Raw genomic sequence first — 15,112 nt, forward strand, 5'->3', positions numbered from 1 at the left:
TATTGCTGTATCAGCAGAAAAAACATGCGGATATCAGCGGAATATGCCGATATCCGCATGCAAGATGGTACTATTCCAGTACTTTGATATCGAATGTGAAGATATCTGCTTTGGTGCCTTCAGCTGTATTTGGATCATGTGCTTTTACATAAACCAAACCTTTTTTGCCATCGGCAGTCTCGAATAATATTACGTATCCCACAGCACTCTCTTTTGGCTGAATACGGGTTTTATAAGCAGTTCCTACTGTTAGGGCATTTAGTTCTTCTGCTGTAATGCTTTCGAAGTATGCAAGATCTTTATCTGACAGATGCAGCAGCTTGGTTTCATTTTTCACAGGCCAGCTATTTTCACCATAGTAATTGCCATCTAACCAGGATTCGCCTGCAGGAGAGAAAAGATCAAGATAGTCATCACCGCCTGAGTCAGCTACGATAAAATCTATATCCTTACTTACCTCTGCATCCATGCCCTCTGCAAGTGTGAATGTTTTACCCTCGGCAGAGAAAGCAGTTACTACTCCTTCGTCGTTACGGTTGGCCTGTGCATTAACCACTATGTTGCTGTGCGTTACAATTTCTTTTGGCTTTTCGGTAACAGTAAATTCTGTTTCACTCACTACTGGTTCCTCACCTGCGGGGGTTAGGGTAAGGGCCGCAGTTACAGCTCCTTCAGGAACAGTAAAAGTGATCGTTCTGCCATTTTCAGCAAGTGTATAGTTAGTGATTTCCATATCACCCAGCATCAGGGAGGCGATGTCGCCTTCTGCCAGTGTATGCACAGTTACATTTGCAGTTACCTGCGTACCAACAGGACCATCAGCTGGTGAGAATGTTAATTTTGGCACCTCCTCGTTCACAGAAATACCGATTACTTTCTCTACAGATCTGTTTTGAACATCAACTGCCACTACTCTTAAACCTGTTACTTCAGGGGTGTAGGCAGGAACGAAATTGATGATATATAATTTGCTGTCGACATTGCTGAAAGTGGTTATTTGCTGGATCACTTCATTACCAGAGGTTTTCAGCAACTCTATGGTTACTTCTCTAAGACCGGCATCTGACTGCACAGTACCCTGGATCGCAGGGCCTCCAACACCATCAACTGTTTCAATTCCCTGCAGGTCTGCAGCAGGAACTGAGAAAGCAATTCTAGGGGCATCGTTGGGAATGGTTTCATCCTCCTCACAGGCTGTTAACACCAGGAAAGGTGTAATCAACAGCAGAAAAAATTTGGTATAGATCTTCTTCATGGCGGTTTGGTTATGGAATAATTTTAAAAGCATTCACGTAGATTAAACCATCGAATGTGCAATCGATTGCATAATAACTAAAAATAGCCCCAATTGCAATACTGCCTTGTTATTTTTTAGAGCCAGGGTATTCAAACGAATTAGTAACTCTGAAAGCGGCATCAGCTTGTACTGCATTTCCAAAGGCAAATACTGCAATTCATACAGTAATTGCTTGTTTATGGGTTTTGCATGGTTTATTGCGCAATCGATTACATTATTTCTTCGGTAGTTATATATTCTTCAGCATTACCTTACTTTTATGATAGCTCCAACCCCTGCTGAAGTTAATGCTACCATCACTGGCATGTACTGTATATCACTTCTCTTTTATATAGATCACCCTTCTGACAATTTTCCTGCTGGGGGTTTGCAGCACGCAGAAGTAAATACCTTCCAGCAGTTTTCCGTTCAGCCCGGCAGTTTCATCCAGGGTAATCTGATGCGTTCCTGCACTGTAAACCGTATTTCCTGCAAGATCCTTGACCAGGCGATTCTGCATATCATATAAAGAGACCAGAACCGGCTCCTGCTTTTTAAGCTCAAAAGAAATGGTCAGGCTGCCTGAAAATGGGTTTGGAAATGCATTGAGTGCAGCAAGTGCCTCTGGATCATCTAAACCTGTAACAGCACCGTTACCCGTTGTAAAGGTCCAGGTTGCGCCATGCACAGTAGCTTCGCCCTCACCTACTGCAGTTACCCTCCAGTAATATGGCGTAGCTTCCTGAAGCTGTGTTACAGTATATGTTGTTTCTGTTAAACCTTCTGCAATCAGGGCAAGCTGATCGGCTGAGCTGCCCATGTACAGATCGTATTGCGGTGCATCGCCACTCCAGCTTAGGGTAAGCTGCTCTGGTGCAACTCCTACCCGCCCATCTGCAGGGGAAGGCTGAAAGGGAGCCACTGGTGCAGGCTGTGTTTGTACCGCCAGGGAGTTGCTGTAGGCAGAAATCAGCTCTTCGTTTTTAACCCGCAAGCGGTAGTAGTACCACTGGCCTGCCTCCAGCTCTTCGTTGGTATAGCTGGTGGTATTGGGTGCCAGTTCTGCTATTTCTGTATAGGTGGTGCCTTCGTCAACGGAGCGCTCCAGTAATATATTTGTTTCGCTTTCGGTATTGTCTGACCAGCTGAGGCTTATGCTGTTTGTGGTTACGTTTGATGCTGTTACTTCTGTAGGGTAGCGTAAAAATTCTGTAGGTGCTGTTTCCAGCAGGCCATTCAGGTATTCTTCCAGGTTGGTATATCCGTCTCCATTCCTGTCGGCATTTCTGTCTGCCGGGTTTTCCGCATCTAGACCGTTAACAGATTCCCAGGCATCGGGCATGCCATCACGATCAGAATCTTCGGGAGCGGGTGCATTGAACATTTCCGGCCAGCCACCTACTGTTTCCTGAGTATCGATGATGCCTTTGCCGGCTCCATAAGCGCCACCATGGGTCACCTGGCCAGTTTCTACCTCATTTGCTACCCTGGCGTCAACAGCATCGCGGTAGGGATAGCTGGCGCCTGCATCTGCCAGCACACTTGCCAAAGCTGCCTGTGCTGTTTGTGTTGTTACAGGGGCATAAGGAAAGGGTTCATTTACTTTTATTGCTGCCAGCACAGCAGCATCGGGTCCCTGCACACCACCATTCCAGTTATCGGCAGTTACTTCGGGATATCCCTCTACATAGTTATCTGCTACATACCAGCTGCTCCAGGGCAGGCTGCTGTCGTAGGATGGGTTAATAATGCGATAGCGCTTTTGTCCATTGGTGGCAGGACCGGCTTTATAATAATTGGCCACCATGTTGTGTTTACCGCCCTCTCCGCCATAGGCGCTGTTGCCGCCCCAGTTAAATATCACATTGTTCCTGAAATCTACCAGTTCTGTTTCTGGAGTTGTAGTGTAGCGGGCGCCATTAAAGCGGGGGTTGCGGCTCGAGTGGTATGCAAGCAGGTTGTGGTGAAACGTAGCGCCCATGCCGCCCCAGATACCGCCATAGCCATGGCGGCCTTTATCGTGTACCGATTCGTAGAGGCTTTCACTTAAAATGCACCACTGCATGGTGAAATTCTCATTGTCATAAAAACTGCCTACCTCATCTGTACTCCAGCTTAAGGAGCAGTGATCTATAATTATATTTTTGTTTTCTCTGCCCCACATGGCATCCAGCTCCCTGGCCTCAACATCTCCGGGTCTTATGCGCAGGTAACGAATAATTATATTATCTGCATCAATTACAAGGCCACTGCCTTTAATCGTAATGCCTTCACCGGGGGCAGTTTGTCCGGCAATAGTCAGGTTGCCATTACGAATGCGCAGATCACTTTCCAGGTGTATGGTACCAGATACCCTGAACACAATTGTTCTTGCACCTGATTTTTCTACAGCCGCCCTGAAACTACCGGCACCTGAACTGTTCAGATTTGTAACTTCAATAACCTCCCCTCCTCGGCCTCCAGTGGTAAAACGACCAAAACCTTCGGCTCCGGGAAAAGCAAGTTGCTGGTCCTGCGCATGTACCTGGTTACCACAAAGGGTAAAGAGTGCCACGAACAGTCCGGCTATCAAGGGGTAGTTTTTTATCATAGTAGCGCGTTAAGGAATTAAAGTGCTTTTAAAAATTAAGCTAAAGAAGCAGGTGCGTGTAACCAACCATACACGCAGCCTGATCTTTAGCTTATCTGATTAATATCCGGTATCTGTTGATTTATAACTGATCATGCTGATCATCATCAAAATCAGGATTAATAACCGGGATTTTGCTGAATATTTGCTTCGTTCAGGTCAATTGCCAGCTGAGGAATCGGGCGCAGAATCTTGAAGTTTCCATCTGTACCCTGGAATGGATTGATTCCACTTGCGAACCAGGCTTTGATATCTCGGTTGTAAAGCTCTGTTCTCTCCATCAGCTTACCAGTGCGCTTCAGGTCAAACCAGCGGTGGTACTCGCCTGCCAGTTCTCTGGCACGTTCGTCAAGAATGAAATCTATGTCTACATCAGCTGCAGTGATTGTCATTTCGGCCTCGCTGCCTGGTTTGGCAGCACGTAAGCGCACAGCGTTGATTCTTTCTGCCGCAGTTCCCTCCTGTCCCATTTGCAGATAAGCCTCTGCAGCAATCAGGTAAGTCTCACCCAAACGTGCCAGAATGATATCGCGGGTGCTGCTGCCATTGCCAGAGAAAACTGACTTTGGATCGTCAAACTTTTTGATACCTGGTGAAGTACCGTCCAGCGAGTTTGCACCAGCCTCCCAGCCAATCGGGTAAGGCCTGATTCTGGCCGTTGCACGGGTTTCGGGGTTGGCTGCGCGCCAGGCGGCTGTATCCTGAACGGCCCAGCGGGGTGCAAAGTAAGTTTCAACCACCAGAGCATCAAGCTCATCATTTCTGTCGTAGTAGTCGTAGTAACGATCATAAATCTGGGTCATGAAGGTGGCCTCAAAACGAGCATCATACTGACTGAATGCATCGAACAGGAACATGGTTGGTACCAGTGTGTTTGACCGATAAGGATACCCCTGTACAGCACCTTCACCTCCAAGATATGGTCCGAAGAAAAGGCTTTGCATATGACCATCATCACGCGGATCTATGATAGAAGAGGATGAGTACTGCACAGCAAACAGAACTTCTTCGTTATTCTCGTTACCAGGGAAAAACAGTTCTTCAAAAGAGTTTACCAGGGTACCTCTGGAGATAGCCTCATCTGCATAGGCTGCTGCTTTCTCAAAATCATCTGCCGTTGCATAAGCCTCATAACCTCTTGTTAAATGCACTTTAGCAAGGTAGTGGTAAACAGCCGCCTTATCTACGCGTCCACGGCTTTCTGCATTTTCCGGCACCAGCTGCAGCGCCTCTTCCATTTCTGAAATAATAAACTGGTATACTTCAGAGGCTGGTCTTCTTTCAAACTCTGTAACTACTTCATTCAGAAAGTCAGTTACCAGCGCAACATCGCCAAACTGCTGTACCAGCAGAAAATAATAGTAGGCCCGCAGGAATTTAACTTCTCCCCTGCGCTGCTCCAGCACGGCTGTTTCTTCTGTAATATCGTTGTAATACAGCGCAGTGTTTGCCTGGCGAATGGCTGCATATACGTTCAGGTAAAAATCTTCCACTGCTCCTTCGGCAGGACCCAGGTTGCGGTATTCGCTGATACCTTCGGGTTGCTGGTTCCGGCCCTCTACAAACAGATCGGTACCGGCAGAAAACACCCAGGGCTCACTGCCATAAACATCACGCAGTGTTGCATAAGTAGCATTAACCAGGCTTTCGTAACCTTCTTCAGTAGTGTAAAACTCTTCTGCAACTACATTGGAATTGTTTACCTCTTCCAGATAATCGTTACAGCCTACCGCAGAAATTAGCATTAACAGCGATAAGAATATAGTCGATTTATTTTTCATGTTTCCTTAGTTTAGAATCTGGCGTTTACCCCTAATTGATATGTGATATAGCTGTTACCTGTGTTATTCAGGCTTTGTTCTGCCCATTCAGGATCGAAACCATCATAATCGGTGAATACAAATGGGTTCAGCACGTTTAAGTATACACGCAGGTTCTGCATTTTCACCCTTTCTAACAACTCCTTAGAGAAGGTATAGCCCAGAGAGATGTTCTGAACCTTCACGAATGAAGCATCTTTGTAATACCCCACACCGTTGTTACGCCAGAAAGAACCTACATTATTGGGTTGCGGATACTCATTAGATTCGCGGGCATGGGTTACCTCGTTTGCCGGCATGTAGTAATTAACATTCAGCTTGGCACGACCCCTGTCGTGTAAGGCAGTGAATTCTGCATGGAAGGGGCTGTAAACCTGTACTCCCTGGCGGGTGAAAAGCGAGGCAGAAAGATCGAATTGCTTAACATTAAGTGTTGTAGATACACCGCCAGTCCAGCTTGGGAATGGAGAACCAAGTACAGCTCTGTCATCTCCCGTAATCACGCCATCACTATCCAGGTCAAGTACCTTCGCCATGCCAGGTGTCTGACCATAAAGAAGTGCCTGGTCTCTTTCACTTTCCTGCCAGATACCACCAAACACATAATTATAATTGATAGCAACAGGCTGCCCTACAATCCAGGTATCATCTTCACCGATGTACTGGGTAACCTCGCCACCGAAGATTTCTATGATCTCGTTCCTGTTCTTGGAAAAGTTAAAGGAGGTACTCCAGCTGATGTCCCTTGTCTGGATGTTGAACGTCTGCAGGGCTATCTCAAAACCTTTATTGCTAACAGAACCGATGTTGTCAATCAACGAACCAGAACCTGATTCAAGAGGAAGATCACGCTCCATCAGCAGACCGGTAGATAGTTTGTCATACACATCTACACTACCATTTACCCTGCCGTTAAAGAAACCATAATCAACACCAAAGTTCAGTTCTCTTGTACGCTCCCAGGTAAGGGCCGGATTCACGATACTGCCCGCAGGAAACCCGTTCACTGTCTGATCGCCAAAACCATACAGTACACCATCACCAGCCAGTACTGCAGTACTGTAAGGGTCAATATTATTATTACCTGTATAGCCATAGCTTAGGCGGGCTTTCAGATTGGATATGAAACCGATATTCTGCATAAAACCTTCTTCAATTACCCGCCAGGCAATGGCAGCAGAAGGGAACGCAGACCACTTATAGCCCGGAGCCAGTACAGAAGAACCATCCCAGCGTGCAGACAGGGTAAGCAGGTATTTATCCATCAATGAATAATTCACACGGGCCATGTAGGAAAGCAGCGAACGCTGAATGTAGTTACTGCCAACATCCTGCACGTTATCGGGACCGGCAGAGCCAAGGTTATAATGCGATGAATTGAACGGCAGGTTAAGCACATTGATGAATTCACTTTCTCTGCGGTCATACTGCATGCTGAAGAGACCAGTGAATGTAAGGCTGTGATTGTTGAACTGCTTGTTGGCGGTTACCAGGTTATCCCAGATATAGGAGAAATCCTCGCGTGTTTCCCTGGAAGCTGCCGGTGCTGCGCCCCCCCTGGCTTCTGTTAAAGAGCCCCAGTAGCGACCCCTTCTGCGGAAATCGATTTCGGGAGAGAAGGTGGTGCGAATGTTCAGCCATTCAACAGGATTGTACTGCAGGAACAGGTTACCCACACCATATATTCTACGCGTATTATCTTCTGAATTGGCCATATCCAGCAGCGGATTTACTGAACTGGTAAAGCTGATACCATCGTATTTAGCCGGCTGGAACAGCAGCTCACCTGTTGAATCGTAAGGTGTTACCAGGGGCGACATGCGGTAAGCATTGGTTACAGCATTCTGGCTGCCCTGCTCCCGGTCCATCAACGAAAAATTGAAGTTAGAACCGGCTTCCCAGCGATCACTGATTTTATGGCTAACACTGGCCTTAAAATTATAGCGCTTGAAAAACTCGTTCATCAGGTTACCTTTTTCTTCCTGGTAACCGGCACCAATCAGGTAGTTCATTTTTTCTTTACTGGTGCCTGATATGGTGAGCCAGTGGTTTTGCTGCTGGCCGGTTTGTAAAAAGGCGCTTTGCCAGTCGTAGTAATCTCTGTTTGCCAGGCGCTCCCTAAGCAGCGGGCTGCCGGTAACACCACCAACAGTGGCATCGTAAGGCCTGCCGGCTTCCAGCTCACCAGAAATGTAGGTGTTCTGACGATACTCCCACCACTCATCACCGGTCATAAAATCAGGCATACGGGCATTCTGGCGAATACCATAGTAACCTTCGTAGGCAATAGAGGTTTGCTGTACATTGGCTCCCCTTTTGGTAGAGATGATCACCACACCATTAGAACCACGCGAACCATAAATAGCTGTGGAAGAAGCATCTTTCAGGATGTTCATGCTTTCAATATCCTGCGGATTCAGAAAGTCGATGTCATCTACAATGATACCATCTACAACAAAAAGCGGGTTGCCTCCTTCCAGGGAGTTCTGGCCCCGGATGCGGATGTTATAACCAGCACCAGCACGGCCGGAGCCTGCGGAAATATCAACACCTGCCACCTGCCCCTGAACGGCCTGCAGCGGGTTAACAGTACCTCTTTCAGCAATCTTTGCACCTTCAATATCACCAACAGCACCAGTCAGGTCACTTTTTTTCTGGGTGCCATAACCTACCACAACCACTTCTTCAAGGGTTTCAAGATCTGGGTACATTTCCAGGTTTATGGTGGTTTTACCGCCAACAGTAACCTCTTCTGTTACATAACCAATATAGGAAAACACCAGCACAGAGCTTTCTGAGGGTACTTCAAGAGAGTATTTACCATCAATATCGGTAACAACACCCAGGGAGGTTCCTTTTACCCTGATGGCGACACCCGGCATACCCATACCGTCTTCTGTGTTGGTAACAGTACCCGTTACACGCATCTGATCTACTGCCAGTGATGCTGTTGTTTCAGGGGTTTCTACCTTAATAAAATTTTTGGCGTAAACGTTTGCGGCATTCAGTCCTTTTTTTTCTATAGTAAAATCTTGATCAGAGCTTAAAAAGCTATGCTGGTTGTAAGCCTCTCCCTGGGCAGGAGAAAAAATGCTGAGCGACATCAAAAGGCCTCCACAAAAGAAATGCGGAAGTAGCCTGGGCACTGTTTTCCTCTTTGAAATATTCATTTGCAATGATTGGTTTGGTTCTTTGATGACATCTTTATCCTTATTATATGTGATACTCGTCACTGTTTATGCTGTGCTACCTGGCAGCACCCCTGGCTACCACATCAAAAAGCTGCTCCTGCCCTATTTGTCATGATCTATATATAGTAAAGATCCGGGCCGATTCTGCTTGGGTTTCCAGCTAATGCAGAGCTGGCTTTCGAGCATCCAGTGCTACAAAAAATGGCAGCTCGATGTGCAATCGATTGCATTTTAATATTATTTTCCCTCAATCACAATACAAACACATAAATATTTTACTTTTTAAAAAACTTTAGCTGCAAACGATAGCATAAGACCATATTTTATTTTTTATTAGTAACTTATTAGAAATAAGCTCAGTTTATCCTGTACTGACCATCTAAATGTTTAAAGGCCGAAATGCCTTATTTTTGCGCAATCGTTTACACATTATGAGCACAAACTTTTCAACCCGACATGCCATTCACCCCGCCGACAGCAAGCATTACGACACTGCCAAACTCCGGGAGTCATACCTCATAGAAGGTCTTTTTCAGAAAGATTCGATTCAGTTAACCTATACTTTATATGACAGGCTGATTGTTGGTGGCGTGCATCCGGTAGAAAAATCACTGCGCCTGGAGACCTTCCCTACTCTGCGCTCCGAAAACTTCCTTGACCGCAGGGAAATTGGCATCATCAATGTTGGCGACAGGAGCAGCATTACCGTAGAGGGCCAGACCTATGAGCTCGATAATAAAGAAGCACTGTATGTAGGAATGGGGGTTAAAGAAGTAATATTTCATCCTGCTGCCAGTGGCAAAAGCTATTTTTACTTTAACTCTGCTCCCGCTCACAGGAGCAATCCTACTAAAAAAGTATCACTGGCCGAAGCCGAAACTGTAGAGCTGGGATCAATGGAAAACTCTAACCACCGCACCATCCGCAAGGTGCTCATCAATTCTGTGGTAGATACCTGCCAGCTGCAAATGGGTGTTACCGAGCTGAAACCGGGAAGTGTGTGGAATACCATGCCTGCCCACACCCACGACAGGCGCATGGAAGCCTATTTCTATTTCGATCTGGCCGAAGACCAGACAGTTTGCCATTTTATGGGCGAACCGCAGGAAACACGGCATATTTTTGTGAAAAACCGTGAGGCGGTGATCTCTCCCCCCTGGTCGATCCACAGCGGTGCCGGTACCAGCAACTATACTTTTATATGGGGTATGGCCGGAGAAAACCTGGACTATAACGACATGGACAAAGTTTCACCCACTGATTTAAAATAAGCAGCATGCAGAATCTCTTTGATTTAAGCGGAAAGATTGCACTGGTTACCGGTGCCACCCACGGCTTAGGCATGGCCATGACAAAAGCATTGGGCAGTGCTGGTGCAACTTTGGTGGTGATCGGTAATACCCCGGCCAAAATGGAAAAAGCACTGGAGGAGTACCGGAACGATGGTTTCGATGTTAGGGGCTACCTTTTTGATGTTACAAACGAAGCACAGGTAAAGGAAAATATTGAGGCGATTGAGCGTGAGCTGGGGCCTGTTGAAATACTGGTGAACAATGCCGGCATGATCAAACGTGTGCCTGCCCTTGAAATGGAGGTGGATGAATTCAGAAAAGTGCTGGATGTAGATCTAACCGGCCCTTTCATCATGTCCAAGCATGTAGCCCGCTACATGGTGGAGCGTAAGCGCGGCAAAATCATAAACATTTGCTCAATGATGAGTGAGCTTGGCCGCGATACCGTTTCGGCCTATGCAGCGGCTAAAGGCGGGCTTAAAATGCTTACCCGTAACCTTGCCACAGAATGGGCTAAGCACAACATACAGGTAAATGGCCTGGGGCCTGGTTATTTTGCTACAGACCAGACGGCCCCCATTCGTGTAAATGGCCACCCCTTCAACGATTTTATTGTTAACCGCACACCTGCAGGCCGCTGGGGAGATCCCGAAGACCTGGGTGGTACCATTGTATTTCTGGCAAGCAAAGCCAGTGATTTTGTAAACGGACAGATCATTTATGTGGATGGTGGCATACTCGCTACCATTGGCAAGCCTAGCAACGAATAAGAAATAAAGGTGAGGTTGCTCTGAAGGGAACAGGTTCACAGGGCAAAAACAACAAGAAGATGGCAGAAAAAGCAAAGGCTACGATACATGACATTGCTGAAGTGCTGAACATAACAGCATCTACCGTATCGCGCGCACTTAACAATAACCCCCGTATTAGCGACAACACCAGAAAACTTGTACTAAAAACAGCTAAGCAGCTTAATTACCAGCCTAACAACATTGCTGCAGCCTTAAGAAATGGCAAAAGCCATATTATAGGCATCATAGTACCAACAGCCGACAGAACCTTCTTTGCATCGGTGGTAAGGGGAATCGAAGAAATAGCCAACAAGATCAACTATAAGGTGATCATCTGCCAGAGCTATGATAATTACGATAAGGAGGTACAAACAATCGATGCCCTTCTTAGCGCCCGTGTAGATGGCATTATTGCCTCCATCGGAAAGAACACAGAAGACTTCAGCCATTTCAAACGTGCGCAGGAAAAAGGAATTCCGCTGGTACTTTTTGACCGCACCACAGATGAGCTCGAAGTAAGCCAGATAATGATAGATGATTACCTGGGAGCATTTAAAGTTACCGAACACCTGATACAGCAGGGCTGCCGGCGCATTGCCCATTTTACCAGCCCAAAGAAAGTTAGCATTTTCCGGGAGCGCCTCAGAGGCTATACCGATGCCCTGAAAAAGCACAATCTGCCAGTACTGGATGAGCTGATCGTAGGCAGCAACCTGCAGCTGGAGGATGGAAGAAAAAGTATGGAGAAGTTGCTGGCACTCCCGGAAATGCCCGATGCTGTTTTTTCAGCTTCTGATTATGGCGCCATGGGTGCCATGCAGGTACTAAAGGAACGTAAGATTAAAATACCACAGGAGGTTGCACTGGCTGGTTTCAGTAATGAACCGTTTACCTCCTTTACCGACCCGCCGCTTACGACTGTAGACCAGTTCAGTATTCAGATGGGGAACATGACTGCTGAGTTGTTCTTTGAGCAGTTGAAGCAAAATGGGAAGAAACATCTTCCGCAAAAAACTGTGCTAAAGCCGGAGCTTATCATCCGTCAGTCAACCTTAAAAAAGTAGTGTAACTAACTGATTATCAATTTGTAATCAGTTGTTTAGTCATGTATATATGTACAATCGATTGCACAGATTTTAGACCACAAACACAGCAAAAAGTGCGTTTCTGTGCAACAAGTTAATGCAATTAAATTTTTCACATATTCAATTTATCGATATGAAGACTTTGAACAGACATACCGCCAATGTTCCACTACAATTTCCGGTAAAGGTATTGCAGTTTGGGGAGGGTAACTTTCTAAGGGGTTTTGTAAATTGGATGATAGACCTGATGAACGAAAAAGCAGGTTTTGCCGGAAGTGTGCAGGTAGTACAGCCTATTGAGCAGGGCATAGTGCACTTAATTAACGAGCAGGATGGTCTGTACCACCTGTTACTGAATGGCATCAGCGGCGGCAAGCCTGTACAGGAGCAAAGACTGATCAGCTGCATAGCAGGGGGCATAAATCCTTACGGGAAATACAATGAGTACCTGGCCCTGGGCGAGAATCCTGATCTGGAGTTCGTTATTTCCAACACCACAGAAGCAGGCATCGCCTTTGTAAATACTGATGTTAACATGGACAGCCTGCCCGACAGCTTTCCAGGTAAGCTAACTGCCCTGCTGTACCATCGCTTTAAATATTTCAATGGTGCTGCAGATAAAGCGCTAACCATCATACCCTGCGAGCTGATCGATAAAAATGGTGAAGCACTACGCAATGCCATTCTGCAGTATGCCCGCCACTGGGAATTGCCACAAAGCTTCAGCAGCTGGATTACAGAGCATACCGTATTTTGTAATACACTGGTAGACCGGATAGTACCCGGATTTCCGAGAGAAAACATCAAGGAAATTCAGCAGGAGCTTGGCTATGAAGATAAACTGGTAGTAAAAGCCGAACCTTTCCATCTGTGGGTGATCGAAGGACCAGATGCGGTAAAAGATGCTTTTCCTGCTGACAAAGCCGGGCTGCAGGTAAAATATGTAAAAGACCAGAGCCCCTACCGCACCCGTAAGGTACGCATTCTCAATGGTGCCCATACTGCCCTGGTGCCGGTGGCATACCTGCAGGGCTTGCGTACCGTAAGAGAAGCCGTAGAAGATAAGCAGGCTGGTAATTTCATCAGGGAAGCTATTTTCAAAGAAATTATTCCTACCCTTGATTTACCGGAGGAAGAACTGGAACAGTTTGCTAATGATGTAATAGAGCGTTTTCAGAACCCTTTTATCCGGCATGAGCTCATATCTATTGCACTCAACTCTGTTTCGAAATACAAGGTAAGGGTACTGCCTTCGGTGCTGGAATACCACAAGCGCAGCGGAAAACTGCCTGAAATGCTGTTACATTCACTGGCAGCGCTCATTCTCTTTTATAAAGGAAGCTGGGGTGGCGAGACAATAGCACTCAACGATGCTGCAGATGTGATAGATTTCTTCCGTGAAGCCTGGAAAAAAGAAAAGCCCGCGGCAACAGTTGAAATGGTGCTGGCTAATAAAGATTTCTGGAACATGGATCTAACGCAAATCAGCGGACTATCAGAAATGGTAAGCCAGCAATTGCAGGTTTTGCAGCAACAAGAAAACAAAGCATCTGTAAAAGCCGCTTAAAAAATTATATATCTTATGTATCTTGAAAGCCAAAAGAATTCTTTGCATAAAACCAGCACTATGTCTTTCATAGACGATAATTTTCTACTCCAGACAAAAACTGCACAACAGCTATACCACGAGCATGCTAAAAACATGCCCATCATAGATTATCACTGCCACTTACCTCCTGAAGATATCGCCTCAGACCGCAAGTTTGAGAACCTTACGAAAATATGGCTGGAGGGTGATCATTATAAATGGCGCGCCATGCGCACCAATGGTGTAGCCGAAAAATATTGCACCGGAAATGCCTCAGACTGGGAGAAATTTGAGAAGTGGGCACAAACCGTGCCTTACACCATGCGCAACCCGCTTTATCACTGGACGCACATGGAGCTAAAGAATCCCTTTGGCATAGAAACGATCCTGAAGCCCGAAACTGCCCGTGAGGTGTATGAGGCCTGTACCGGTATGCTGCAGACAGATGCTTTCTCAGTTCGCAGCATATTGCGCAAAATGAAGGTAGAGGTAATCTGCACCACCGACGATCCAATAAGTGACCTTAAACACCACCGCAGCCTGAAAGAAGAAGGTTTCGATATTAAGGTGCTGCCTACCTTCCGCTGCGATAAAGTGCTTGCTGTAGAGCAGCCAGAGGTTTTTCTTCCCTACCTGCAGCAGCTTGAGGCAGCATCCGGTATATCCATTGGCAATGTTCAGCAGCTGCTGGATGCGCTCAGGCAACGGCACGACTTTTTCCATGAGCAGGGTTGCCGCCTCTCCGACCACGGACTGGAAACCCTTTATGCAGAAGATTACACCGATGAGGAAATCAGGAAGATCTTTGAAAAGGGGCTGAAGAAAGAAAGCATCAGTGCTGCCGAAGCCCTGAAGTTTAAATCTGCCATGCTATATGAAATGGCACTCATGGATCAGCAAAAAGGCTGGACACAGCAATTTCACATTGGTGCCCTGCGTAACAATAACACACGCATGATGCGGGAGCTTGGCCCTGATACAGGTTTTGATTCCATCGGAGATTTTGATGTGGCACGCTCACTTTCAAGATTCCTGGATAAGCTGGATAATACAAACCAGCTGGCAAAAACCATCCTTTATAACCTGAATCCCAGCCATAACGAGTTGTATGCTACCATGATTGGTAACTTCAACGACGGCAGCACACCCGGTAAAATCCAGTATGGATCGGCATGGTGGTTCCTGGATCAGAAAGATGGTATGGAGAAGCAAATGAACGCATTGTCTAATATGGGGCTGCTTAGCCGCTTTGTAGGCATGCTTACCGACTCCAGGAGCTTTCTCTCCTATCCCCGCCACGATTATTTCCGAAGAACGCTCTGCAACCTGATTGGTAATGATGTTGAAAACGGCGAACTGCCTGCAAGTGAAATGGCATGGATCGGACAAATGGTAGAGAACATCTGCTACAACAACGCCAAAGGTTTTTTCAAATTTTAA

General features: G+C 46.4%; 9 protein-coding genes. 5 read left to right on the forward strand and 4 right to left on the reverse strand.

The annotated features are described in order from the left end of the window. Positions 1 to 70 precede the first annotated feature (70 nt). The 4 genes from KWJ01_RS20640 to KWJ01_RS20655 form a co-directional block, all read right to left on the reverse strand. Positions 71 to 1,255, reverse strand: a complete 1,185-nt coding sequence (locus tag KWJ01_RS20640) for a hypothetical protein (RefSeq protein WP_224999007.1) — start codon at positions 1,253 to 1,255, stop codon at positions 71 to 73. Positions 1,256 to 1,613: 358 nt separating this feature from the next. After that, the gene (locus tag KWJ01_RS20645; protein ID WP_224999008.1) at positions 1,614 to 3,866 is read right to left on the reverse strand and encodes a T9SS type A sorting domain-containing protein; all 2,253 of its coding nucleotides are present in this window, start codon (positions 3,864 to 3,866) and stop codon (positions 1,614 to 1,616) included. Positions 3,867 to 4,024: 158 nt separating this feature from the next. Next, on the reverse strand, positions 4,025 to 5,686 hold the full coding sequence (locus KWJ01_RS20650; protein ID WP_224999009.1) for a RagB/SusD family nutrient uptake outer membrane protein: 1,662 nt from the start codon (positions 5,684 to 5,686) through the stop codon (positions 4,025 to 4,027). Between the two features lie 11 nt (positions 5,687 to 5,697). Then, complete coding sequence (locus KWJ01_RS20655; protein ID WP_224999010.1) at positions 5,698 to 8,895, reverse strand: TonB-dependent receptor; 3,198 nt, start codon at positions 8,893 to 8,895, stop codon at positions 5,698 to 5,700. A gap of 452 nt (positions 8,896 to 9,347) precedes the next feature. Here KWJ01_RS20655 and kduI point away from each other — a divergent pair, with 452 nt between their 5' ends. The 5 genes from kduI to uxaC all read left to right on the forward strand — a co-directional run bounded on the left by kduI (position 9,348) and on the right by uxaC (position 15,112). After that, the gene (gene kduI, locus KWJ01_RS20660) at positions 9,348 to 10,187 is read left to right on the forward strand and encodes a 5-dehydro-4-deoxy-D-glucuronate isomerase (RefSeq protein ID WP_224999011.1); all 840 of its coding nucleotides are present in this window, start codon (positions 9,348 to 9,350) and stop codon (positions 10,185 to 10,187) included. 5 nt (positions 10,188 to 10,192) lie between these two features. Continuing rightward, positions 10,193 to 10,978: a gluconate 5-dehydrogenase gene (locus KWJ01_RS20665; RefSeq protein ID WP_224999012.1), complete on the forward strand. Its 786-nt coding sequence runs from the start codon at positions 10,193 to 10,195 to the stop codon at positions 10,976 to 10,978. A 59-nt stretch (positions 10,979 to 11,037) separates the two neighbouring features. Next, complete coding sequence (locus tag KWJ01_RS20670; RefSeq protein ID WP_224999013.1) at positions 11,038 to 12,063, forward strand: LacI family DNA-binding transcriptional regulator; 1,026 nt, start codon at positions 11,038 to 11,040, stop codon at positions 12,061 to 12,063. Positions 12,064 to 12,217: 154 nt separating this feature from the next. Continuing rightward, positions 12,218 to 13,651: a tagaturonate reductase gene (locus KWJ01_RS20675; protein WP_224999014.1), complete on the forward strand. Its 1,434-nt coding sequence runs from the start codon at positions 12,218 to 12,220 to the stop codon at positions 13,649 to 13,651. 60 nt (positions 13,652 to 13,711) lie between these two features. Further along, positions 13,712 to 15,112, forward strand: coding sequence for a glucuronate isomerase (gene uxaC / locus KWJ01_RS20680; protein ID WP_224999015.1), 1,401 nt, complete (start codon positions 13,712 to 13,714; stop codon positions 15,110 to 15,112).

Source organism: Cesiribacter sp. SM1 (assembly GCF_020178975.1).
Taxonomy (GTDB): Bacteria; Bacteroidota; Bacteroidia; order Cytophagales; family Cyclobacteriaceae; genus Cesiribacter.

Excerpts from the sequence above, each read along its gene's own strand:
- KWJ01_RS20640 (WP_224999007.1), bottom strand. The coding sequence starts at position 1,255 with ATGAAGAAGATCTATACCAAATTTTTTCTGCTGTTGATTACACCTTTC.
- KWJ01_RS20645 (WP_224999008.1), bottom strand. The coding sequence starts at position 3,866 with ATGATAAAAAACTACCCCTTGATAGCCGGACTGTTCGTGGCACTCTTT.
- KWJ01_RS20650 (WP_224999009.1), bottom strand. The coding sequence starts at position 5,686 with ATGAAAAATAAATCGACTATATTCTTATCGCTGTTAATGCTAATTTCT.
- KWJ01_RS20655 (WP_224999010.1), bottom strand. The coding sequence starts at position 8,895 with ATGAATATTTCAAAGAGGAAAACAGTGCCCAGGCTACTTCCGCATTTC.
- kduI (WP_224999011.1), top strand. The coding sequence starts at position 9,348 with ATGAGCACAAACTTTTCAACCCGACATGCCATTCACCCCGCCGACAGC.
- KWJ01_RS20665 (WP_224999012.1), top strand. The coding sequence starts at position 10,193 with ATGCAGAATCTCTTTGATTTAAGCGGAAAGATTGCACTGGTTACCGGT.
- KWJ01_RS20670 (WP_224999013.1), top strand. The coding sequence starts at position 11,038 with ATGGCAGAAAAAGCAAAGGCTACGATACATGACATTGCTGAAGTGCTG.
- KWJ01_RS20675 (WP_224999014.1), top strand. The coding sequence starts at position 12,218 with ATGAAGACTTTGAACAGACATACCGCCAATGTTCCACTACAATTTCCG.
- uxaC (WP_224999015.1), top strand. The coding sequence starts at position 13,712 with ATGTCTTTCATAGACGATAATTTTCTACTCCAGACAAAAACTGCACAA.